Consider the following 23323-nt stretch of genomic DNA (forward strand, 5'->3'; position numbering starts at 1 on the left):
GGGAATTTAACACGACCGAACCACCCTTGACAAGGGCGATCGGCCTCGACGCCGCGAGGCGCCATTCGGCACCTCGCGGCTGCATCGGCAACGAACGAACGGGATTACTCCTGCTCGCCGCCTTCGGCTGCGGACTCCGCGAAGGTCACCGCGGAAGACGTCCCGGACAGGGTCTCGATCTCCGATGCGGTCAGGCCGCCCTGACGGCGACGCTGCGCATGGTAGGCCAAGCCGGTGCCGGCCGGAATGAGACGGCCGACAATAACGTTTTCCTTGAGGCCGCGCAAGGTGTCCCGTGTCCCCCGGACCGCCGCCTCGGTCAGCACACGGGTGGTCTCCTGGAACGAGGCCGCCGAAATGAACGACTCGGTGGCCAGCGACGCCTTGGTGATACCGAGCAGGACCGACTGGTACTCCGCCGGACGCTCGCCACGGGCGATGGCACGCTCGTTTTCCTCGTTGATGCGTACGCGCTCGACCTGTTCACCGCGCAGGTAGTTGCTGTCGCCCGGATCGGTGATCTCGACCTTGCGCAGCATCTGGCGAATGATCGCCTCGATGTGCTTGTCGTTGATCTTGACGCCCTGCAGCCGGTAGACGTCCTGGATCTCCTTGACCAGATAGGCTGCCAGCGGCTCGACGCCCAAGAGACGCAGGATGTCGTGCGGATTGGGCTCGCCGTCGACCACGGTTTCGCCCTTCTCCACGTGCTCGCCCTCGAACACGATGACCTGACGCCACTTCGGGATCAGCTCCTCATGCTCGTTGCCGTCGACGTCCTTGATGATCAGGCGCTGCTTGCCCTTGGTGTCCTTGCCGAAACTGACCACGCCGGAACGCTCGGCCAGGATCGCCGGCTCTTTGGGCTTGCGCGCCTCGAACAGGTCGGCCACGCGCGGCAGACCACCGGTAATGTCGCGGGTCTTGGAGGTTTCCTGCGGGATGCGCGCGACCACGTCGCCGACGCCGACCTTGGCGCCGCTCTGGATCGACACGATGGCACCGGCCGGCAGGAAATACTGCGCCGGCACGTCGGTGCCAGGCAGCTTGAGCTCGCGACCCTTCTCGTCCTCCAGCCGCACGATCGGACGCAGATCCTTGGCCGCCGTGCCGCGGCGCTTGGGATCGGTGACCACCGCCGATTCCAGACCGGTCAACTCGTCGGTCTGGCTCTGCACGGTGACGCCGTCGATGAAGTCGATGAAACGCACCGTGCCGGCCACTTCCGAGACGATCGGATGGGTATGCGGATCCCAATTGGCGATGGTCTGTCCGGCCTTGACCGGCTCGCCATCCTTGACCGTGATGGTCGCGCCGTAGGGCACCTTGTAGCGCTCGCGCTCGCGACCGTGGGCGTCGATCACCGACACCTCGCCCGAACGCGACACCGCGACCAGATGGCCCTGGGCATGCTGCACGGTCTTCAGGTTGTTGAACTTGAGCGTGCCGGTGGTTTTCACCGTCACGTTGTCCACGGCCGCGGCACGCGACGCCGCACCGCCGATGTGGAAGGTGCGCATGGTCAGCTGCGTGCCCGGCTCGCCGATCGACTGCGCGGCGACCACGCCCACGGCCTCGCCCATGTTGACCAGATGGCCGCGGGCAAGATCGCGTCCGTAGCACAGCGCGCAAACGCCGTGATGCGCCTCGCAGGTGATCGGCGAACGCACCTTGATCGCTTGCACGCCGGCCTGGTCGAGACGCTCGACCAGCACCTCGTCCAGCAAGGTGTTGCGGGTGACGATGGGCTCATCGTCGTTGCCCGGCGCATAGACGTCCTCGGCGGCCACCCGGCCGAGCACGCGCTCGCGCAGCGGCTCGACCACATCGCCGCCCTCGACGATGGGCTGCATGGTGAGGCCAGCTTCGGTGCCGCAGTCGGTCGAGGTGATCACCACGTCCTGGGCGACGTCGACCAGACGCCGGGTCAGATAACCCGAATTGGCCGTCTTGAGGGCGGTGTCGGCCAGACCCTTGCGCGCGCCGTGGGTGGAGTTGAAGTACTGCAGGACGTTGAGGCCCTCGCGGAAGTTGGCCTTGATCGGCGTCTCGATGATGGAGCCGTCCGGACGCGCCATCAGGCCGCGCATGCCGGCGAGCTGGCGGATCTGCGCCACCGAGCCGCGCGCACCTGAGTCGGCCATGATGAACAGCGAATTCATCGACTTCTGCACCACGGTCTTGCCATTGGCGTCGACGACCTTCTCGGTGCCGATGCCGTCGATCATCGCCTTGGCGACCAGTTCATTGGTGCGCGACCAGATGTCGACCACCTTGTTGTAGCGTTCGCCGGCGGTGACCAGGCCCGACTGGTACTGCTCCTGGATCTCCACGACCTCCTTCTCGGCCTCTTCGATGATCGCCTTCTTCTCGGCCGGGATGACCATGTCGTCGATGCCGATCGAGATGCCTGCGCGGGTGGCGAAGCGGAAGCCGGTGTACATCAGCTGGTCGGCGAAGATCACGGTGTCCTTGAGGCCCAGGCGCCGGTAGCAGGCGTTGATCAGCCGCGAGATGGCCTTCTTGGTGAGCTCGGTGTTGGCCAGCTCGAAGGGCAGTCCTTCGGGCATGATCTCGAGCAGCAGCGCGCGCCCGACCGTGGTCTCGACCAGCGTGGTAACCGGCTGTTCCGCATGGCCCGAGGCTTCGCGCCGGGGCATGCGCACCTTGATCCGCGCATGCAGGTCGACCACACGGTTGTCATAGGCGCGACGCACCTCGCTGACGCTCGAGAACGCCATGCCGGTACCGCGGGCGTTCACCAGTTCGCGGGTCATGTAGTAGAGCCCGAGCACCACGTCCTGGGTCGGCACGATGATCGGCTCGCCGTTGGCCGGCGACAGGATGTTGTTGGTCGCCATCATCAGCGCGCGCGCCTCGAGCTGCGCCTCGATCGACAGCGGCACGTGCACGGCCATCTGGTCGCCATCGAAGTCGGCGTTGAAGGCGGTGCAGACCAGCGGATGCAGCTGGATCGCCTTGCCCTCGATCAGCTTGGGCTCGAACGCCTGGATGCCGAGGCGATGCAGGGTCGGCGCACGGTTGAGCAGCACCGGATGCTCGCGGATCACCTCCTCGAGGATGTCCCACACCATCGGCTCCTCACGCTCGACGAGCTTCTTGGCCGCCTTGATGGTGGGCGCGTCGCCGCGCGCCTGCAGCTTGGCGAAGATGAACGGCTTGAACAGCTCGAGCGCCATCTTCTTGGGCAGGCCGCACTGGTGCAGACGCAGGGTCGGGCCGACCACGATCACCGAACGGCCGGAATAATCCACGCGCTTGCCGAGCAGGTTCTGGCGGAACCGCCCCTGCTTGCCCTTGATCATGTCGGCAAGCGACTTCAGCGCACGCTTGTTGGTACCGGTGATGGCGCGGCCGCGGCGACCGTTGTCGAGCAGTGCGTCCACCGCCTCCTGCAGCATGCGCTTCTCGTTGCGCACGATGATGTCGGGCGCGTTGAGCTCGAGCAGCCGCTTCAGGCGGTTGTTGCGGTTGATGACGCGACGATAAAGGTCGTTGAGGTCGGACGTGGCGAAACGCCCGCCGTCGAGCGGCACCAGCGGACGCAGGTCCGGCGGCAGCACCGGCAGCACGGTCATCACCATCCACTCGGGCTTGTTGCCCGATTCCACGAAGGCCTCGATCAGCTTGGCGCGCTTGGTCAGTCGCTTGAGCTTGGTTTCCGAATTGGTCGAGGCGATCTCCTCCTTGAGCCGCACCAGTTCGCCCTGCAGATCCAGGCTCTTGAGCAGCTCGTAGACGGCCTCGGCGCCCATGCGCGCGTCGAACTCGTCGCCGTGTTCTTCCACCGCCTCCAGGTACTGATCCTCACTGAGCAGCTGGCCGCGCTCGAGCGGGGTCAAACCCGGGTCGATGACCACGAAGGCCTCGAAATAGAGGATGCGCTCGATGTCGCGCAGGGTCATGTCGAGCATGAGGCCGATGCGCGAGGGCAGCGACTTCAAGAACCAGATGTGCGCGACCGGGCTGGCGAGCTCGATGTGCCCCATGCGCTCGCGGCGCACCTTGGCCAGAGTCACCTCGGTGCCGCATTTCTCGCAGACCACGCCGCGGTGCTTCATGCGCTTGTACTTGCCGCACAGGCACTCGTAGTCCTTGATCGGACCGAAAATGGCCGCGCAGAACAGGCCGTCGCGCTCGGGCTTGAAGGTGCGGTAGTTGATCGTCTCCGGCTTCTTGACCTCGCCATACGACCAGGAGCGGATCAGCTCCGGCGAAGCCAGCGCGATGCGGATCGAATCGAACTCGGGCGTGGTGCGCTGCTGGTTGAAGAGATTGAGCAAGTCTTTCATGGATGTCTCCGAAGATCGGGAATGGGCAAGGAGAATCGGGCGATGACGGGCGTCGAGCCTGGGAAGGGGGACCTTCAGCCCCGCTTCCCCGCACTCAACGCCCGCTCAAGACCCACTCACTTCACTTCTTCCAGATCGATATCGATACCGAGCGAGCGGATTTCCTTCACGAGCACGTTGAAGGACTCGGGCATGCCCGCGACCATCTCGTGGTTGCCGTCGACGATGTTCTTGTACATCTGGTTGCGGCCCTGCACGTCGTCGGATTTCACCGTCAGCATCTCCTGCAAGGTGTAGGCCGCGCCGTAAGCCTCCAGCGCCCACACTTCCATTTCGCCGAAGCGCTGGCCGCCGAACTGCGCCTTGCCGCCCAGCGGCTGCTGGGTGACCAAGGAGTACGGCCCGGTGGAACGCGCGTGCATCTTGTCGTCGACCAGATGGTTGAGCTTGAGGTAGTGCATGTAGCCGACGGTGACCGGACGATCGAAGGCCTCGCCGGTGCGGCCGTCGTACAGCGTGGTCTGGCCCGACTCCGGCAGACCCGCCAGCCTCAGCATCGCCTTGATCTCGGACTCTTCCGCGCCGTCGAACACCGGCGTGGCCATCGGCACGCCCTTCTGCAGATTCCTGGCCAGGGTGAGGATCTCCTCGTCGGTCAGCGAATCCAGATCGACGTGCTGCACCGCGCCGGCGACGTGGTGGTTGTAGATCTGGTCGAGGAACTCGCGGATCTGCTTGACCTTGGCCTGCGCCTCGAGCATGTCCTGGATCTTCCTGCCAAGGCCCTTGGCCGCCCAGCCCAGATGCACCTCCAGGATCTGGCCGATGTTCATGCGGCTCGGCACACCCAGCGGATTGAGCACGATGTCCACCGGCGTACCGTCGGCCATGAACGGCATGTCCTCGACCGGCACCACGTTGGACACCACACCCTTGTTGCCGTGCCGGCCGGCCATCTTGTCACCCGGCTGGATGCGGCGCTTCACCGCCAGGAACACCTTGACCATCTTGAGCACGCCCGGGGCGAGATCGTCGCCCTGGGTGATCTTGGCCTGCTTCTCCTTGAAGCGCTTGTCGAACTCTTCCTTGTGTCGCTTGATCTGCTCGGCGGCGCGCTCGAGGAACTCGGCCACGGCCTCGTCCTTGACGTTGATCTTGAACCAGTCGTCCTTCTTGAGGCCGTCCAGGTACTCGTGGGTGATCTCCGCGCCGCGCTTCAAGCCACCTGGACCGCTGTTGACGACCTTGCCGACCAGCTGCGCGCGCAGACGGTTGTAGATCGCCCCTTCGAGGATGCGGAACTGGTCGTCGAAATCCTTGCGGATCCGCTTGATCTCCATTTCCTCGATCTGCTTGGCGCGCTTGTCCTTCTCGATGCCGTCGCGGGTGAACACCTGCACGTCGATGACCGTGCCGTCCATGCCCGGCGGCACGCGCAGGCTGGAATCCTTCACGTCGGAGGCCTTCTCGCCGAAGATCGCGCGCAGGAGTTTTTCCTCCGGCGTGAGCTGGCTCTCGCCCTTGGGCGTGACCTTGCCGACCAGGATGTCGCCGGCCTTCACCTCGGCACCGATGTAGACGATGCCGGATTCGTCCAGCCGCGCCAGCGCCTGCTCGCCCACGTTGGGGATGTCGGCGGTGATCTCCTCCGGACCGAGCTTGGTGTCGCGGGCGACGCAGGCCAGCTCCTCGATGTGGATCGAGGTGTAGCGGTCCTCCTGCACGACCCGCTCGGAAAGCAGGATCGAGTCCTCGAAGTTGTAGCCGTTCCACGGCATGAACGCGATCAGCATGTTCTGGCCGAGCGCGAGCTCGCCCAGGTCGGTGGACGAGCCGTCCGCCAGCGTATCGCCCTTGGCCACCACGTCACCCACGTTGACCAGCGGACGCTGGTTCAGGTTGGTGTTCTGGTTGGAGCGGGTGTACTTGGTCAGCGTGTAGATGTCCACGCCGGCATCGTTCTCGCCGACCTCGTCCTCGTTGACGCGCACCACGATACGGGCGGCATCGACCTGGTCGATCACGCCGCCGCGGCGCGCGGTGACGGTCACGCCCGAGTCGCGCGCCACCGCGCGCTCGATACCGGTGCCGACCAGCGGCGCCTCGCTGCGCAGCGTGGGCACTGCCTGACGCTGCATGTTGGCGCCCATCAGCGCGCGGTTGGCGTCGTCGTGCTCCAGGAACGGCACCAGCGCGGCCGCCACCGACACCGTCTGCATCGGCGAGACGTCCATGTAGTCGACCTCGGCGGCCGGACGCAGCTCGGATTCGCCGCGCACGCGGCAGGAAACGAATTCCTCGACGAAGCGGCCGTCCTTGTCCAGCGGCGAGTTGGCCTGCGCGATGACGTGGTCGCCTTCCTCGATCGCCGACAGATAGTCCACCTGGTTGGTGACCTTGCCGTCCACGACCTTGCGGTACGGCGTTTCCAGGAAGCCGTACTGGTTGGTGCGCGCATACACGGCCAGCGAATTGATCAGGCCGATGTTCGGGCCTTCCGGCGTCTCGATGGTGCACACGCGCCCGTAATGGGTCGGATGCACGTCGCGCACCTCGAAGCCGGCACGCTCGCGCGTGAGGCCGCCCGGCCCCAGCGCGGAGACGCGGCGCTTGTGGGTGACTTCGGAAAGCGGATTGTTCTGGTCCATGAACTGTGACAGCTGCGAGGAGCCGAAGAACTCCTTGATCGCGGCCGCCACCGGCTTGGCATTGATGAGTTCCTGCGGGGTCAGCCCTTCCGATTCGGCAAGCGACAGCCGCTCCTTGACCGCGCGCTCGACGCGCACCAGACCGATGCGGAAAGTGTTTTCCGCCATCTCGCCGACCGAACGCACGCGACGGTTGCCGAGGTGGTCGATGTCGTCCACCGTGCCGTGGCCGTTCTTGATGTCGATTAGCACCCTGAGCACGTCGAGGATGTCGGACTGGTCGCCCTGCGAGGCGACCAGCGCCTGCGCCTCCTCGTACTTGAGCTCGCGGAAGTACTTGTGGTCGTAGAGCACGCCGGGGCCGGTGATTTCCTTGCGGCCGACGCGGCGGTTGAACTTCATGCGGCCCACGGCCGAGAGGTCGTAGCGGTCGAAGGTGAAGAACAGGTTGTAGAACAGGTTCTGCGCGGCGTCCTTGGTCGGCGGCTCGCCGGGACGCATCATGCGGTAGATCTCGACCAGGGCTTCGAGCTGGGTGCGCGTATTGTCGATGCGCAGGGTGTGCGAGATGTACGCGCCGCGATCGAGATCGTTGACGTACAGCGTCGGCACGCGCTCGATGCCGGCCTTGCGGAACTTCTCGATCTGCTCGGCGGTGAGCTCGTCGTTCGCGGCGGCCAGCAGTTCGCCGGTCTTGGTGTCGACCATGTCCACGGCCAGGATGCGTCCGACCAGGTAGTCGTCCGGCACCTCGAGCGTGGTGATGTTCTCGCCGGCCAGCTGGCGCACGTGGCGCGCAGTGATGCGCTTGCCGGCCTCGACCAGCACGCGGTCGCCGATCATGAGATCGAAGCCCAGCGTCTCGCCACGCAGGCGCTCGGGCACGAGCTCCAGCGTGGTGCCGCCCTGCTTGCCCAGATGGAACACGTTGTGCTCGAAGAAGATGGCGAGCATCTCCTCGTTGGTGTAGCCGAGCGCGCGCAGCAGCACCGTCACCGGCAGCTTCCGGCGCCGGTCGATACGGGTGAACAGCGCGTCCTTGGGATCGAACTCGAAGTCCAGCCACGAGCCGCGGTAGGGAATCACGCGGGCGGAGAACAAGAGCTTGCCCGAGCTGTGCGTCTTGCCGCGGTCGTGGTCGAAGAACACGCCCGGCGAGCGATGCAGCTGCGAGACGATCACCCGCTCGGTGCCGTTGATGATGAAGGTGCCAGTCTCGGTCATGAGCGGAATCTCGCCCATGTAGACCTCCTGCTCCTTCACGTACTTCACCGCCTTCTTCGAGGCCGGGCTGTCCTTGTCGTAGATGACCAGGCGCACGGTCACGCGCAGCGGCGCGCCGTAGGTCATGCCGCGGTTGCGGCATTCGCGCTCGTCGAACGGCGGCTCGCCGAGGCGATAGTCGACGTATTCGAGCGCGGCATTGCCCGAATAGCTCACGATGGGGAACACCGACTTCAAGGCGGCGTGCAGACCCTTGTCTTCGCGCTTTTTCGGATTGACGTCCGCCTGCAGGAACTCCCGATAGGAATCGGTCTGAATCGACAGGAGGTTCGGCACGTCCAGCACGGGGGGACGCTTGCCAAAATCCTTGCGGATGCGCTTTTTCTCGGTAAACGAGTAGGTCATGGTCGGTGACGCCTCGGATCGCAGTGACGCCGGTGTTCACACACGCGGCAAACATGGAAAGGGGATGGAAGACCGCGCCGTACACGACGCGACAGCCAAAAGACAGGAATCAAGCCGCGGAACGCTTCATTGCTGTCTTCTGAAAAGGTCGGGTGATCCAGAATGGAAACAGACAAAGGTGCATATCATCACAACAGGCAAAGCCCGGGGGCTCACACCCCCAGGCTTGCATCGCACGTGATCGAACTGCGGCGCGCAAGGGCGCCAATTACTTCAGTTCGACCTTGGCGCCGGCAGCTTCCAGATCCTTCTTGAACTTCTCGGCCTCTTCCTTGGAAACGCCTTCCTTCACGACTTGCGGCGCGCCTTCGACCAGGTCCTTGGCTTCCTTGAGGCCCAGGCCGGTGATGGCACGCACGGCCTTGATCACCTCGACCTTCTTCTCGCCGGCAGCCGCCAGGATCACGTTGAACTCGGTCTGCTCCTCCGCGGCGGGCGCGGCGGCCGCAGGACCGGCAGCCACCGCCACCGGCGCGGCGGCGGACACGCCAAACTTCTCTTCGATGGCCTTCACCAGGTCCATCACTTCCATCAGCGACTTCGAGGCGACGGCCTCGACGATCTGTTCGTTGGTCAGGGACATTGTTGTTTACCTTTGAATGCGGTCGAGTGGAAAACTCAAGCTTCGGCTTCGGCCGGCGCCGCGGCAGCAGGCGCCTCGCCGGCACCCTGCTTGTCGGCCACGGCCTTGATGGCGCGCGCCAGCATGGCGGCGGGCTCAGCCAACACACGGGCCAGCATCGCCAGGGCCTGTTCGCGGGTCGGCAACGCGGCCAGCACGTCCACGTGCGCGGCCGGCAGCAGCTTGCCTTCCATCGAAACGACCTTGGGTTTCAGCTTGTCGTTGGTCTTGGCGAATTCCTTGATCAGGCGTCCGGCGGCACCGGGCTCCTCCAGCGAAAATGCGTAGAGCAAGGGTCCGGTCAGGGCGTCCTTGACGACCTCGAATCCGGTTCCCGAGACGGCCCGCGCCGCCAGCGTGTTCTTGACGACTTTCAGGAACACGCCGGACTCGCGCGCCTTCTTGCGCATCGCGGTCATCTGTTCGACCGTGGTGCCCGCATACTCGGCTGCGACCAAGGAGTGCGCCTGCGCGGCGATCTTCGCCAGCTCGGCGACGACCTCTTGCTTCTGTGAGAGATTAAGAGCCATGGCACTCCTCCAAATGATATTCCGCGCCGGCTCCTGCCGTTTAGCGGTCCCGAGGCGACGTCATCCTTGACATCGGGAACGCCCGGCGGGCGTTCCGTCTGGTGTGCCTGACCAGAAACAGCGATTCCGGCGGGGCGGCACCATCTGCGCAGGCGGGCCGATGCCTTATTAAGCAGCGCGGGATGGCGGGTAAGCCCCATACCACCCTGGCTGCGCCTGCGGTCTTTGACGGCGGTCCCGGGATGAACCGGAACTACCCTCAAACTTGCCCGCATGACCTGAAGTCACGCGGGCTCAAAACCCTTACTTGGCCGCGGCCGCCTGCAAGGTCGAGGTATCGACCGGCACGCCCACGCCCATGGTGCTGGACAGCGCGACCTTCTGCAGGTATTGGCCCTTGGCAGCCGCGGGCTTGGCCTTCATGAGATCGGCGATCAGCGCGTTGAGATTGTCGGCAAGCTGCTCCGGGGCGAAATCGGCCTTGCCGATGCTGGCATGGACGATGCCCGCCTTGTCGTTGCGGAACTTGACCTGGCCCGCCTTGGCGTTCTTCACCGCGGTGACCACGTCGGCGGTGACCGAGCCATCCTTCGGATTGGGCATCAGGCCGCGCGGCCCGAGCAGCTGGCCGAGGCGACCGACCACGCGCATCGCATCGGGCGTGGCGATCACACGACCGAAATCGAGCTCGCCGGCCTGCATGCGCTCGGCCAGATCCTCCATGCCGACCGCATCGGCACCCGCCGCCTTGGCAGCCTCGGCCTTCTCGCCGGGCGGGCAGAACACTGCCACCTTGACCGTCTTGCCGGTACCGTGGGGCAGCAACGAGGAACCGCGCACGCCCTGGTCGGACTTCTTGGCATCGATGCCGAGGCGCACCGCCACGTCTACCGATTCGACGAATTTGGCCGTGGCCGTCTGCTTGACGACCTTGATCGCCTCCTCGAGCGGATAGACCTTGCCCGGCTGCACTGCGGCCCTGGCCGCACGTAGACGCTTGGAAAGCTTTGCCATGTCTTATCCCTCCACCACCAGACCCATGCTGCGCGCGCTGCCGGCGATGGTACGCACGGCCGCATCCAGACTCGCCGCCGTCAGGTCGGGCTCCTTCTGCTTGGCGATGTCTTCCAGCTGCTTGCGGGTGATCTTGCCCACCTTATCGGTATTGGGCTTGGAAGATCCCTTGGCGACGCCCACGGCCTTCTTGATCAGCACGGTGGCCGGCGGGGTCTTGGTGACGAAGGTGAAGCTGCGGTCGGAGTAGGCCGTGATGATGACCGGAATCGGCAACCCCGGCTCCATCTTCTGCGTGGCGGCGTTGAACGCCTTGCAGAATTCCATGATGTTGAGACCGCGCTGGCCGAGCGCGGGACCCACCGGCGGGGAAGGATTGGCCTGCCCGGCCTTGACCTGCAGCTTGATGTAGCCTACGACTTTCTTTGCCATGAAAATGCACCTCGCGAGTACAGGCGCCGGTTAGGCTCCTCGCCCTGCGTCGCTCCGTGACGGTGACGGACGCGCCTCCTGCGCCTCCGAAAAGCCTGCTCGCTCGCCAATGGCGAGCGGTGAACTGCGTAGTTTACGCGCGTGCGAGCGCCCATGCAAGGCGCATGCCGCTGCGATGACTTCAAGACCGGCGGCCGGGCGATCAGGCCCAGCCGTGCCTCATCAAGCCTTCTCGACCTGCCCGAACTCGAGTTCGACCGGCGTGGAGCGCCCGAAGATCAACACCGCGACGCGCAGGCGGCTCTTTTCATAATTGACCTCCTCCACGACGCCATTGAAGTCGTTGAAGGGGCCGTCGATGACGCGCACCATTTCGCCCGGCTCGAACAGCACCTTCGGCTTGGGCTTCTCGACGCCCTCGCGCACGCGGTTGAGGATGGCCTCGGCCTCGCTGTCCTTGATCGGCAGGGGCCGGTCAGCCGTACCGCCGATGAAACCCATCACCTTGGGCGTTTCCTTGACCAGATGCCAGCACTCATCGTCGATGCGCGGCGCCTTGCCCTCGGTATTGGTCTCGATCTGCACCAGCACGTAGCCGGGAAAGAACTTGCGGTCGCTGCGGCGCTTCTGGCCGCCGCGCATCTCGATCACTTCCTCGGTCGGCACCAGCACTTCACCGAACTTGTCCTGCATGCCCGCGCGCGCGATGCGCTCCTGGAGCGACCGCTTGACCGCGTTCTCGAAACCCGAATAGGCGTGCACCACGTACCAACGCTTGCTCATGGTCTTGTCCTCACAACTTGAGCAGCCAATCGAGCACGACCGCCTTCAGGACCAAATCGATGAGTCCGAGCAGCAGCGACAGGATGACGACCACGACGATGATCACGCCGGTGGTCTTCAAGGTTTCCTCGCGCGTGGGCCAGACGACCTTGCGCAGCTCGTACTGCGATTCGATCAGAAATCCGCGCACGCGGCGCCCGACCGCGGTAAAGGCCGCGATGCCCAGCGAGGCGACCAGCGCCACCAGCACGATGAGCATGCGCACGGCAGGCGACAGCCGGTCACCGCTGCCCAGCCAGGAATAGGCGAAAATGCCGGCAGCGAGGACCAGGAACGCGAGGACCAGCTTGGCGGTATCGGCGCCGCCGGCGCCCTTGGGTTGTTCTGCCTTGGTATTCATGCACGCTGGACTGGCATGGCAGCGACCTTGGGTATCGGCGCTGCCGGTGCCGCTGACTTCCTCGCGAATTGGCACGCCAGGAGGGACTCGAACCCCCAACCTGCGGTTTTGGAGACCGCTGCTCTGCCAATTGAGCTACTGGCGTATGAAAGTGTTCCGGAGAAGGGTAAAAGCCAAGGCATGGTGAACCGGAAAGCCGATGTTTGGCCGTTTCCCGTTCACCATTCCCCGCTGCCGATGCTCCAAGCCTTACTTGAGGATCTTGGCGACGACGCCGGCGCCGACGGTACGGCCACCCTCGCGGATGGCGAAGCGCAGGCCCTCGTCCATGGCGATCGGCGCGATCAGCGACACCACCATCTTCACGTTGTCGCCCGGCATCACCATCTCCACGCCCTCCGGCAGCTGCACCGCACCGGTCACGTCCGTGGTGCGGAAGTAGAACTGCGGCCGGTAGCCCTTGAAGAACGGCGTGTGACGGCCACCCTCCTCCTTGCTCAGCACGTACACCTCGGCCTCGAAGTCGGTGTGCGGCGTGATCGTGCCCGGCTTGGCCAGCACCTGTCCACGCTCCACCTCGTCGCGCTTGGTGCCGCGCAGCAGCAGTCCCACGTTGTCGCCCGCCTGACCCTGATCCAGGAGCTTGCGGAACATCTCCACGCCCGTCACCGTGGTCTTCATCGTCGGACGCAGCCCGACGATCTCGATCTCGTCGCCCACCTTGACGATGCCCCGCTCCACACGACCGGTCACCACCGTGCCGCGGCCGGAGATCGAGAACACGTCCTCCACCGGCATCAGGAACGGCTTGTCGATGTCGCGCTTGGGCTCGGGAATGTACTCGTCCAGCGCATCCACCAGCTTGATGATCGAGGGCACGCCGATCTCGCTCTGGTCACCCTCCAAGGCCTTCAGCGCCGAACCCTTGATGATCGGCACGTCGTCGCCAGGGAAGTCGTACTTGCTGAGCAGCTCGCGCACCTCCATCTCCACCAGCTCGAGCAGCTCGGCGTCGTCCACCATGTCGACCTTGTTCAGGAACACCACGATGTACGGCACGCCCACCTGACGCGCCAGCAGAATGTGCTCGCGCGTCTGCGGCATCGGACCGTCCGCCGCGCTCACCACCAGGATCGCACCATCCATCTGCGCCGCACCCGTGATCATGTTCTTCACATAATCCGCGTGCCCAGGGCAGTCCACGTGCGCGTAATGACGCTTCGGCGACTCGTACTCCACGTGCGCCGTCGAAATCGTGATGCCGCGCGCCTTCTCTTCCGGCGCCGCATCAATCTGGTCATATGCCTTGAACTCGCCGCCAAAACGCTCCGCGCCGATCTTCGTCAGCGCCGCCGTCAGCGTCGTCTTGCCGTGATCCACGTGACCAATCGTCCCCACGTTCACGTGCGGCTTGGTGCGTTCGAATTTTCCCTTTGCCATGAGCGTAAAACCCCGATGGAGTCTGTGAAGGAAGTTGGAGGAAACGAGCCGGCCTGGCGACCCTTGCGAGTGGTGCTCATGACTGGAATCGAACCAGCGACCTCTTCCTTACCAAGGAAGTGCTCTACCGACTGAGCTACATGAGCTTGTGTTTTCGGCCATCCATCCTTGATGGCGTAGATCAGACCGACCTCCATGCCGGACTTTCAAAACCGGAACGCCAGCGGCCGATGACATCCTGCTGGCGTCAACAATGCTGTCAGCGGCAAGCAGTCATGGAGCGGGAGACGGGAATCGAACCCGCACCATCAGCTTGGAAGGCTGAGGTTCTACCATTGAACTACTCCCGCAAGATGCGGCATTACCTCATGACAGGGAAACGCCGCGATCCGCCGGCTTCCCGACCCTGCCTCCGGGCCGCGCCGCTTTCGCGTCGCGCATCGACATCGCCTCCTGCGAGGTCGTCGAACCATCATTCCCGTGTCGGTGGCTCGAATCCACGTCCACGGGCTCGATGCAGGCATTCCGCATTCCGCCAGCCGTCTTGCCGGACCGGAATGGTGGAGGGAGGTGGATTCGAACCACCGAAGGCGTAAGCCAGCAGATTTACAGTCTGCCCCCGTTGGCCGCTTGGGTATCCCTCCAACAAAGAACGGTTATTGTGTGATTCGCACCAGGAGCTGTCAACACCCGGGAAGTGGACCCGATCCTCACGGCGCGGGCGACGGCAGGGCGAGGGCGTCCTGCGCGTAGATCGCCACGTGCGGCACGCCGTCGCTGCCGATCCAGCCGCGATACATGCCTTCGGTGTTGAACGGCATCGCCACTTCGCCGTCGGCTCCCAACACGATCGCGCCGCCGTCGCCGCCGAGCGACGGGATCTCGTCCTCGATCACCGCTTGGCCCGCAATGGCAGCGGACTCGCCCAGCAGGCTCATGCGCAGGCAGATGTCGCGCGCGGCGGCAACGCGCAGGTAATACTCGCCCCAGCCGGTGCCCGATACCGCGCAATCGGCGTTGGCATAGGTGCCGGCGCCGATGATCGGCGAATCACCCACGCGCCCCCAGCGCTTGTCGGTCATGCCGCCGGTGGAGGTGGCGGCGGCGAGCCGTCCCTGGCTGTCGCGCGCGACCGCGCCGACGGTGCCGAAATGCCGCAGCGTGGCCATGCCCGTGGCGGCCCGCTTGCCTGCGGCATCCTCCTTCAGGGCCTTCTGCAGCTGTTGCCAGCGTTCCTCGGTACGGAAATAGGAAGGATCGACCAGCGCGATGCCCTGTTCGGCGGCGAACTGTTCGGCGCCATCGCCGAACAGCAGCACGTGGGGCGATTTTTCCATCACCGCGCGCGCCAGCAGCACCGGGTTTTTCACCCGGTGCACGTTGGCCACCGCGCCGGCGGCCAGGCTGGGACCGTCCATGATCGAGGCGTCCAGCTCGTTGCGTCCGTCGTGGGTGAACACAGCGCCACGGCCGGCGTTGAAGAGCGGGTCGTCCTCCAGCACCACGATGGCCGCACTCACCGCATCCAGCGCCGAATCGCCGGCCTGCAGCCTCGCGTAGCCGCGGCGCAACGCCAGCGCGAGCGCATCCCGGGCCCTGGCTTCGCGCTCGGGCGTCATCTCGGCGCGCTCGACGCCGGCGCCGCCATGGATGACGAGCAGCGGCTGCACTTGGCCGCGCAGCGACCAGGTGCCTGCGCCGGCATCGGCCAGCGCGCGGAAGGCAGGCTTGCGCACGCGCAGGTCGCGCATGTCGATGTGGCTTTGCGGGCCGATCCCGGTGACACGCCACCCTTTCACCTGCAAGGGCTCGCCGGCAACGAGCGGCGCCGGTGGCTGCGTGGGCTGCACCAGCCACACGTAACCGTTGCGCGCGGTGAACACCCGGCCGCTGCCATCGGCCTCGATGCACAGCGCAGTGCGCTCGTCCACGCCCAGGCCGACGACATCCGTCGCGCCTTGGTATTGCAGGCGGGCCAGGAAGGCGATCAACCGCCCGAGCCGCTGGCGCGCGTCGAAATGGGTGTCGGTGATGACGTACTGCAGATACGGCAGGTGCAGGAAATCCTCCACCAGCGTGACGCCCGGCCCGAGAGGATCGCGCAGGGCTTCGTGCGAGCGCAGGCTGCCGCCGTCGAGCGCGCCGTAGACGTGGCCGCCCAACACCGCCAGGCCGGCGCTGCTGCCGCCGATCGGCTTGCCCGCACGCACGTGGGCATCGAGCAAGGCGCTGAGCGGCGTGTCTTTCCAGTAGCGCACGTAGTTGGACTGGTCGCCGCCGGCGAGGAAGATGCCGTCGGCATGACGAACGATGTCGAGCACGGCCGGATCGCTGGCCGCCTCGCGCGCGTGGAACACTAGCGTCTCGACCGAAACCACACCGCCGATGTGGTGGTACATCTCCTGCTGCAATTCGTCGCCGCCGGATGCGCGCAGGATCAGGAAATGGCCGTGCCCGCTCTTGGCCGCGAGCCAGCTGAAGGCCTTGCCGACCCAGTCGCCGCCGCCCATCAGCATCAGGCCGGTCGAGGTCTTGCCGGGCGTGGGCGCATGCACGTCACCGATCGCGTAGTAGTCGTACGTCTTGACGCGCGGCGAATCGGCGTGAGCGTCGAAGGAAAGGACGGCACCGCAAAGCATCAGCCACGGCAGCAATGCGCGCAGAGAACGCCGCACGCGTGGCCAAACCGGTTCTGCAAACATCCCGCCCTCCTGGAAACGCAGGACCGCGGACGCGGCCCCATCCTTTGACGATCCGCGCCGCGATATCCCCCACGGCTGACCGCCCCCGAGCCGGCGCCTCGAAACGCGCTAAGGTGCGGTCATGGGCGATCTGGACCATTGGTTCATTCATGAGATCCTGGTGCATGAGGGCGCGCTCTTGCGTTTTCTGCAGCGCGCCTGGCACGACCGTGGCGAAATCCACGATCTGCGCCAGGAGATTTATGTGCGCGTCTACGAGGCGGCCGGCAAGACGCGCCCTGCGCAGCCCAAGGCCTTTTTGTTCGCCACCGCACGGCACCTCATCACCGACCGCCTGCGCCGCAGCCGGGTGGTTTCGATCGACGCCGTGGGTGATCTGGACGCGTTGAACGTCTTGATCGACGAGATTTCCCCGGAGCGACGCCTCGACGCACGACAGATCCTGAAGCGACTGGCCGATGCCTTCGACCGTCTGCCCGCCCGTTGCCGCGAGGTGGTCTGGTTGCGCAAGGTGGAGGAACTGCCGCAAAAGGCGGTGGCGGCCCGTCTGGGCATCACCGAGAAGACCGTCGAGAAACAGGTCGCCAAGGGCATCCGACTGATCGCGGATCATTTTTACGGCAGCGACAGGACGCAGCCTTCGGCAATGGACAGGCAGCATGAACCCGGACAGCAGCAGGCAGATTGAACGCACCGCGGCGCAGTGGCTGGCGCGCCGGGACGGCGACCACTGGAGCGCGCGCGACCAAACCGAGCTCGAGGCCTGGCTGGCCGCGGCCACCGCGCACAAGGTGGCCTATCTGCGCCTCGAAGCGGCGTGGAGTGAGAGCGGCAGGCTGCGCGCACTCGGCGCGGGACGATCCGGGACGCTTGCCGCGGGGGCATGGCCGGCCCGGCCGAGGCGACCGGCGGCCACGGCAAGGACGTACCCGTCGCGCCGCCGTCCTGGCCGCCTGCTGCGTCGGTTTGGAATGCTCGCTGCCGCCGCCGTGCTGCTCGCCATCGGGATCGGGCTTGGCTGGCGCCATCAGGCGGTGCAGCGGGCCAGCTACGCCACCGCGGTCGGCAGCCTGGCCGAAGTCACCCTGGCCGACGGCTCGCGCGCCACGCTGAGCAGCGACACCCGCATCGCGGTGTCGCTGTCGCGCAGTGAACGGCATATCGAGCTGCAACAGGGCGAGGCGTATTTCACGGTGCGCAAGGACCCGGCCCGGCCATTCGTGGTCGAAGCCGCCGAACACGGCGTGGTGGCCGTCGGCACCCGCTTCGCCGTGCGTCGCGACGGCAGTCACCTGCGGGTGGTGGTGACCGAAGGCGTGGTGCGGCTGGAATCCCACGCCGACGAGGCGCCGCCGGCCACCCTGCTGCCGGCCGGCAGCCTGGCGCTGGTGAGCGACGGCGGCACCGTGGTACGCAGCTTCCCGCTCGAGGAGGCCGACCGCTACCTCGGCTGGCGCCAGGGGTACGTCAGCTTCCACCACACGCCGCTCGCCGCGGCGGTGGCGGAGCTCAATCGCTACAGCACGCGCAAACTCGTCATCGCCGACGCGTCCATCGCCTCGCTGCCTCTGGGCGGCAACTTCCGCTGGACCAACACCGAAGCCTTCGTGCGGCTCCTCGAACAGGGCTTTCCGGTGCGCGCGGAGCGTCACGGCGAAGTCATCGAGCTCCACGCGCGCTGACCGCACTGCGCGGACGAGGGGGGATTTGCCGCGCCCGTTCGTCTTGCGCAGATGCACGGCAAACGTGTGAACCGCCACGGGGGAGGCCATGGGTTCGTTACGTATCGCGCTGTCCGTTCTGGCCGGCGCATGGGCGTTGTCGCTCCATGCGCAGGATGCAACCAAACGCATCGACGTCCCCGCCGGGGACCTGGTGCAGGCTCTGGACACGCTGGCACGCCAGTCCGGCGCCCAGTTCATCTATCGCGCCGACCAGTTGCAGGGGCTCACCACGCCGGGCGTCCACGGCACGCTGTCGGCACCGGAGGCTCTGGAACGGTTGCTGCAGGGAACCGGCTTTACCGTGCACCGCGAGGCTTCCGGCGAGGTGGTCATCGTCAAGTCCGCCCAGGGCGCCGCACGCACCAAGCCGGCGCCCGTCACCGCCCCGCCGCAGTCGGAGACCGATCGCGCCACGCGCCTGGAAGGCGTGACCGTGACCGGCTCGCGCATCGCCCGCGCCCAGATCGAAGGCCCGGCGCCGGTGGTGATGATCACCGCCGAGGACATCAAGGCGAACGGCTTCGTCAGCGTGCCGGACGTGCTGCGCGCGATGACCCAGAACGGCGGCGAGACGCAGAGTCCGCAATCGGCCAGCGGCGCCGACTTTTCGCCCGGCGCGCAGCAGGTGGATCTGCGCGGACTCGGCCCCAATCACACCCTGGTGCTGGTCAATGGCCGGCGCATCGCCGATTTCCCGCTGCCGTTCAAGGGCCGCAGCAACTTCACCGACATCTCCAACATTCCGCTCGGCATGGTCGAGCGCATCGAGATCCTGACCGGCAGCGCCTCGGCGGTGTATGGCTCCGACGCCATCGCCGGCGTGGTCAACATCATCCTCAAGGACAAGGCCGACGGCACCACCGTGGATTACCGCTACGGCGACACTACCCGCGGTGGCGGCCAGTCGCAGCGGCTCAGCCTGTCCTCGGGTTTTTCCAACGAGCGCTTCACCCTGCTCGGCGGACTCGAGCTCAACGACGACAAGCCGCTGTGGGCCTACGACCGCAGCATCCAGGATTCCACCCAGGATGCGCCGACGGCAGGCGCGCGCATCGCCCGGCGCACCTTTCTGCGCACCGACTACTACGACACCTATCTCGATCCGGGCACGGACACCTGCGCGAAGCTGAGCTATCTCAATCGCGGCAGCACCTACCGCGCCTCGCGTCCGGGTTATGGCGACTATGACCCGGCCATCGACGATTACGGCCCTGGCTACTACTGCGGCAGCGACAAGTCGATCGGCTACGGCACCATCCTCAGCAAGAACCGCGGCGCCAACGGCTACCTGTCGACGCACTACGATTTCGGCAACGGCACGCAGTGGTTCGCCGATCTGCAAGTGGGCTACCACAAGGTGCAACTGTTCCGCGACGTCGAACAGTGGAGCTACATGGCGCCCGACGGCAACGAGGAGGGCTACTCCTACAACCAGGCCACCGGCCAGGTGGAGTATTGGCAGCGCCAGTTCACGCCGGAGGAGATGGGCGGTCTCAACAACGGCATGATCACCGACATCCAGCGCACGCTGAGCGTGGCCACCGGCTTCAAGGGCACGCTGGGACAGGACTGGGACTACGAGGCCTCGGTCTCGCACTCGCAGTATCACGCCACCGTGAGCTGGCCGCAGACGATCGCCGGCAAGGCCAATGCGCTGTTCCTCGGCCCGCAGCTGGGCGTCGATGACGATTCGGGTTATCCCATCTTCAACGCCGACCCGAGCCGCCTGTACACGCCACTGACCCGGTCCGAGTACGACGCCATCACCAAGGACACCGTCTACCACCCCAAGACGCGCAACGACACGCTGGCCTTCACGCTCACCGACGCCAGCCTGTTCGAGCTGCCGGGCGGCCCGGCGGGTTTCGCCGCGGTGGCCGAATACGGCTCGCAAAGCTATGCCATCAACCCTGACCCGCTGGCCACGCAGTACTACTACTACAGCTGGCGCGATTCCGACGGCCACGGCAGCCGTACGCGCTGGGCGCTCGGCAGCGAATTGCGCCTGCCGCTGCTGCAGACGCTGAACCTGAGCCTGGCCGGCCGTTACGACCGCTACCGCTTCGCCGGCGAGCAGCCGGGCAAGTTCACCTGGAGCAGCGGCGTGGAATGGCGGCCGGTGGACAGCCTGCTGCTGCGCGGCTCCTACGGCACCGCCTTCCGCGCCCCGGATCTGCACTACGTGTTCGCCGGCGAGGGCAACGACGAGACCGCCGGCGTGGACTACTACCGCTGTCGCAGCGAGGAATCGGGCACCGCCATCGCCGACTGCGATTACAACGACGAGAACGTCATCCGCACCCGCAAGGGCAATCGCAAGCTCAAGCCCGAGACCAGCACGTCCTGGACGGCCGGTGTGTTGTGGTCGCCCAGCGATCGCTTCGACATTTCGGCCGACTACTTCAGCATCCGCATGCGCAACCAGGTGCAGGATCTGGACACCGACACGCTGCTGCAGGACGAAGCCAACTGCCGCCTGGGCAGCAAAGCCGACGGCACGCCGGTGGACATCAACTCGCCCACCTGCCGGGATGCGCTGGCCCGCGTGGTGCGCACCAGCAGCGGCAAGCTCTACGGCGTCTACGTCAACCCGATCAACGTCGCGCGCGAGGAGACCAGCGGCGTCGACATCACCACCCATGCGCGCTGGGACACCCGCATCGGCATCCTGCGCTTCGTCGGCAACCATACCTGGGTGCGCAAGCACGACATCCAGCAGTACCCAGGTGATCCGACCATCAACGAGTTCGCGGTCAACAGCGGCTACGACATCCCGCGCACCAAGACCAGTGCCTCGCTGTCGTGGGAACGCAAGGCCTGGACGACCACCCTGCATGGCGAGCGGCTGGGAAGGCTGCCCACCTACCTGTCCTATGCGCAGCAGGCAGACCGGTCGAAGGGTGATCCGGTCTGGGTCGGCGCCACCTACCGTTTCAACGCCTCGGTGCAATACAAGTTCAACGACCACGCCGAGCTCGCCCTGCTGGTGGACAACCTGCAAGACCGCATGCCGCCGCGCGATCGCACCTACACGCCCTATCCCTATTACGACGTGTCCTGGTTCGATTCGGTGGGACGCAGCTATTACCTGCAGTTCACCTGGAAGTTCGGCGGCACGCCGCTGTAAGCGCTGCAAGCACCCGTCGGCCCCGGCTCGAACGCGGGGCCGGCTTGCGGCATCATCGACCGCCACCCGGGCAACTCGCCAGCGACCCGGTGTTGCACCTGACGCCTTGGCAAAGCCATGCCACACTGACCACCCGTCAGCCGGAGCTGGTTTGCGATGAGCACGCTCGATGCCTTCCTGGCCCGCACGCGGGTGGCGTATTTCTCGATGGAAATCGCCCTGCGTGCGGAAATGCACACCTATTCGGGCGGGCTCGGCGTGCTGGCCGGCGACACCGCCCGCTCCTGCGCCGACCTGCGCCTGCCGGTGGTGTTCGTCACCCTGGCCAGCCACGAGGGCTACCTGCGCCAGGAAATCGCCGCCGACGGCAGCCAGATCGACCATCCCGATCCCTGGCGGGTGGCCGACTGGGCCACCCCGCTCGATGCCATGGTCGGCGTCGCCGTCGAGGGCCGCACGGTGTGGATCCGGCCCTGGCTCTATCGGCTGGCGGCGGCCGACGGCTATGAGATTCCGGTGCTGCTGCTCGACACCCGGCTCGAGCACAACGATCCGCGCGACCGCGGCCTCACCGACCGGCTCTACGGCGGCGACGATGCGTATCGACTGGGCCAGGAGATCGTGCTCGGCATCGGCGGCGAACGGCTGCTGCGCGCGCTCGGTTTCGAGGTCGGCATCTATCACCTCAACGAAGGCCACGCCGCGCTGCTCACCGCTGCGCTGCTCAAGCGCCACCCGCATCCGCTGGAAGTGCCCGCCGAGGGCCAGCTGCGCTACGACACCGAATGGGTGCGCGAGCATTGCGTGTTCACCACGCACACGCCGGTCGAGGCCGGTCACGACCGCTTCGACTATGCGATGGCGATGCGCCTGCTCGGCGATTTTCTGCCCGAAGACCAGCTCAAGCCGCTGGCCGGTGAGGACCGCCTCAACATGACCCGGCTCGCGCTCAACCTGAGCGGCTACGTCAACGGCGTCGCCGAGCGGCATGCCGAGACCGCGCGAAAAATGTTTCCGGGCTACGTGGTGCGCGCCATCACCAACGGCGTCCATGCGCACAGCTGGGTGCATCCGGCCTTTGCCAATCTGTTCCAGAGCCTGGCCGCGGACTGGGCCCACGAGCCCGAGGAACTGGTGCGTGCCGACCAGCTCACCGACACCGAACTGTGGTCGGCGCACGATGCGGCCAAGCAGGACCTGATCGACACCGTCGCCCGGCTCGGTGGCGTCAAGCTGCGCATGGACCTGCCGATCCTGGCCTTCGCCCGCCGCATCACCGGCTACAAACGCCCGGACCTCCTGTTCAGCGACCTGGCACGCCTGCGCGCGCTCAATGCCCGTCATCCATTCCAGCTGGTGATCGCCGGCAAGGCGCATCCGCACGACGAGCCCGGCAAGGCGCTCGTGCACGCCCTCCATGCGCATCTGCGCGAGCTGGCCGGCGAGATCCCCGGCGCCTTCCTGCCCGACTACGGACTCGACCTGGCCCGGGTGATGGTCGCCGGCGCCGACGTCTGGCTCAACACGCCGCAGCCGCCGCTCGAGGCTTCCGGCACCAGCGGCATGAAGGCCGCGCTCAACGGCGTGCTCAATCTCAGCGTGCTCGACGGCTGGTGGTGGGAGGGCTGGATCGAGGACGTCACCGGCTGGGGCATCGGCGCCAGCGGGCCGGCAAGCGACCATGCGAACGAGCTGTACGACACCCTAGAGCACAAAGTGCTGCCGCGCTACTACCAGGACCGTGCACGCTGGCTTGGCATGATGCGCGCCAGCATCAGCAAGACCGCGCCGCGCTTCAACAGCCAGCGCATGATGCGCCGCTACGCGGCCGAGGCCTATCTGCGCTGACGGCCCAAACAGCCGTTCGACCGCGGCGTCCCGGCGCGTCTTCCATCAAAA

The 23323-nt window shown here is 66.0% G+C and carries 14 protein-coding genes, 4 tRNA genes and 1 pseudogene; 4 read left to right on the forward strand and 15 right to left on the reverse strand.

Annotated elements, in window-relative coordinates:
• Nucleotides 1-104 precede the first annotated feature (104 nt).
• From rpoC to ALSL_RS13860, 15 genes and pseudogenes are all read right to left on the reverse strand, one after another.
• Nucleotides 105-4313, reverse strand: coding sequence for a DNA-directed RNA polymerase subunit beta' (rpoC, locus tag ALSL_RS10160; RefSeq protein ID WP_126538831.1), 4209 nt, complete (start codon nt 4311-4313; stop codon nt 105-107).
• Between the two features lie 116 nt (nt 4314-4429).
• Nucleotides 4430-8590, reverse strand: coding sequence for a DNA-directed RNA polymerase subunit beta (gene rpoB, locus ALSL_RS10165; protein WP_126538833.1), 4161 nt, complete (start codon nt 8588-8590; stop codon nt 4430-4432).
• A 268-nt stretch (nt 8591-8858) separates the two neighbouring features.
• Nucleotides 8859-9233 carry a 50S ribosomal protein L7/L12 gene (rplL, locus tag ALSL_RS10170; RefSeq protein ID WP_126538835.1) on the reverse strand — a complete coding sequence of 125 codons (375 nt, stop codon included), beginning with the start codon at nt 9231-9233 and terminating at the stop codon, nt 8859-8861.
• A 35-nt stretch (nt 9234-9268) separates the two neighbouring features.
• A complete protein-coding gene (gene rplJ / locus ALSL_RS10175) occupies nt 9269-9802 on the reverse strand; it encodes a 50S ribosomal protein L10 (RefSeq protein ID WP_126538837.1) in 534 nt (177 codons plus the stop codon).
• 303 nt (nt 9803-10105) lie between these two features.
• Nucleotides 10106-10816 carry a 50S ribosomal protein L1 gene (gene rplA / locus ALSL_RS10180; protein WP_126538839.1) on the reverse strand — a complete coding sequence of 237 codons (711 nt, stop codon included), beginning with the start codon at nt 10814-10816 and terminating at the stop codon, nt 10106-10108.
• Between the two features lie 3 nt (nt 10817-10819).
• Nucleotides 10820-11248 carry a 50S ribosomal protein L11 gene (gene rplK, locus ALSL_RS10185; protein WP_126538841.1) on the reverse strand — a complete coding sequence of 143 codons (429 nt, stop codon included), beginning with the start codon at nt 11246-11248 and terminating at the stop codon, nt 10820-10822.
• A 222-nt stretch (nt 11249-11470) separates the two neighbouring features.
• On the reverse strand, nt 11471-12031 hold the full coding sequence (nusG, locus tag ALSL_RS10190; protein ID WP_126538842.1) for a transcription termination/antitermination protein NusG: 561 nt from the start codon (nt 12029-12031) through the stop codon (nt 11471-11473).
• A 10-nt stretch (nt 12032-12041) separates the two neighbouring features.
• Nucleotides 12042-12431, reverse strand: a complete 390-nt coding sequence (secE, locus tag ALSL_RS10195) for a preprotein translocase subunit SecE (protein WP_126538844.1) — start codon at nt 12429-12431, stop codon at nt 12042-12044.
• 69 nt (nt 12432-12500) lie between these two features.
• Nucleotides 12501-12576, reverse strand: a tRNA-Trp gene (locus ALSL_RS10200).
• Nucleotides 12577-12680: 104 nt separating this feature from the next.
• Nucleotides 12681-13871 (reverse strand): elongation factor Tu, encoded by a 1191-nt coding sequence (tuf, locus tag ALSL_RS10205; RefSeq protein ID WP_126538823.1) that lies wholly within the window; start codon nt 13869-13871, stop codon nt 12681-12683.
• Nucleotides 13872-13941: 70 nt separating this feature from the next.
• Nucleotides 13942-14017: transfer RNA gene (locus tag ALSL_RS10210), tRNA-Thr, on the reverse strand.
• A gap of 130 nt (nt 14018-14147) precedes the next feature.
• A tRNA-Gly gene (locus ALSL_RS10215) sits at nt 14148-14221 on the reverse strand.
• Nucleotides 14222-14429: 208 nt separating this feature from the next.
• A tRNA-Tyr gene (locus tag ALSL_RS10220) sits at nt 14430-14515 on the reverse strand.
• A 66-nt stretch (nt 14516-14581) separates the two neighbouring features.
• Nucleotides 14582-15622: an isoaspartyl peptidase/L-asparaginase family protein gene (locus ALSL_RS13755; RefSeq protein WP_425479015.1), complete on the reverse strand. Its 1041-nt coding sequence runs from the start codon at nt 15620-15622 to the stop codon at nt 14582-14584.
• Nucleotides 15623-16084: 462 nt separating this feature from the next.
• A pseudogene (locus ALSL_RS13860) lies at nt 16085-16573 on the reverse strand (peptidase); the annotation flags it as partial.
• Between the two features lie 121 nt (nt 16574-16694).
• Between ALSL_RS13860 and ALSL_RS10230 the strand changes: the two are divergent.
• From ALSL_RS10230 to glgP, 4 genes are all read left to right on the forward strand, one after another.
• Complete coding sequence (locus ALSL_RS10230; protein ID WP_126538846.1) at nt 16695-17261, forward strand: RNA polymerase sigma factor; 567 nt, start codon at nt 16695-16697, stop codon at nt 17259-17261.
• On the forward strand, nt 17233-18255 hold the full coding sequence (locus ALSL_RS10235; RefSeq protein ID WP_126538848.1) for a FecR family protein: 1023 nt from the start codon (nt 17233-17235) through the stop codon (nt 18253-18255). Before ALSL_RS10230 ends, ALSL_RS10235 begins: the two co-directional genes overlap by 29 nt.
• A gap of 88 nt (nt 18256-18343) precedes the next feature.
• Nucleotides 18344-21424: a TonB-dependent receptor gene (locus tag ALSL_RS10240; RefSeq protein WP_126538850.1), complete on the forward strand. Its 3081-nt coding sequence runs from the start codon at nt 18344-18346 to the stop codon at nt 21422-21424.
• 156 nt (nt 21425-21580) lie between these two features.
• Nucleotides 21581-23272 (forward strand): alpha-glucan family phosphorylase, encoded by a 1692-nt coding sequence (gene glgP / locus ALSL_RS10245; protein WP_126538852.1) that lies wholly within the window; start codon nt 21581-21583, stop codon nt 23270-23272.
• Nucleotides 23273-23323: the final 51 nt, after the last annotated feature.

This window comes from Aerosticca soli, assembly GCF_003967035.1.
GTDB lineage: Bacteria > Pseudomonadota > Gammaproteobacteria > Xanthomonadales > Rhodanobacteraceae > Aerosticca > Aerosticca soli.

What these genes read in the sequence shown, in the direction of transcription:
- rpoC (WP_126538831.1), bottom strand. Translation starts at nt 4,313, where the DNA reads ATGAAAGACTTGCTCAATCTCTTCAACCAGCAGCGCACCACGCCCGAG.
- rpoB (WP_126538833.1), bottom strand. Translation starts at nt 8,590, where the DNA reads ATGACCTACTCGTTTACCGAGAAAAAGCGCATCCGCAAGGATTTTGGC.
- rplL (WP_126538835.1), bottom strand. Translation starts at nt 9,233, where the DNA reads ATGTCCCTGACCAACGAACAGATCGTCGAGGCCGTCGCCTCGAAGTCG.
- rplJ (WP_126538837.1), bottom strand. Translation starts at nt 9,802, where the DNA reads ATGGCTCTTAATCTCTCACAGAAGCAAGAGGTCGTCGCCGAGCTGGCG.
- rplA (WP_126538839.1), bottom strand. Translation starts at nt 10,816, where the DNA reads ATGGCAAAGCTTTCCAAGCGTCTACGTGCGGCCAGGGCCGCAGTGCAG.
- rplK (WP_126538841.1), bottom strand. Translation starts at nt 11,248, where the DNA reads ATGGCAAAGAAAGTCGTAGGCTACATCAAGCTGCAGGTCAAGGCCGGG.
- nusG (WP_126538842.1), bottom strand. Translation starts at nt 12,031, where the DNA reads ATGAGCAAGCGTTGGTACGTGGTGCACGCCTATTCGGGTTTCGAGAAC.
- secE (WP_126538844.1), bottom strand. Translation starts at nt 12,431, where the DNA reads ATGAATACCAAGGCAGAACAACCCAAGGGCGCCGGCGGCGCCGATACC.
- tuf (WP_126538823.1), bottom strand. Translation starts at nt 13,871, where the DNA reads ATGGCAAAGGGAAAATTCGAACGCACCAAGCCGCACGTGAACGTGGGG.
- ALSL_RS13755 (WP_425479015.1), bottom strand. Translation starts at nt 15,622, where the DNA reads ATGCGCGACCTGCGCGTGCGCAAGCCTGCCTTCCGCGCGCTGGCCGAT.
- ALSL_RS10230 (WP_126538846.1), top strand. Translation starts at nt 16,695, where the DNA reads ATGGGCGATCTGGACCATTGGTTCATTCATGAGATCCTGGTGCATGAG.
- ALSL_RS10235 (WP_126538848.1), top strand. Translation starts at nt 17,233, where the DNA reads ATGAACCCGGACAGCAGCAGGCAGATTGAACGCACCGCGGCGCAGTGG.
- ALSL_RS10240 (WP_126538850.1), top strand. Translation starts at nt 18,344, where the DNA reads ATGGGTTCGTTACGTATCGCGCTGTCCGTTCTGGCCGGCGCATGGGCG.
- glgP (WP_126538852.1), top strand. Translation starts at nt 21,581, where the DNA reads ATGAGCACGCTCGATGCCTTCCTGGCCCGCACGCGGGTGGCGTATTTC.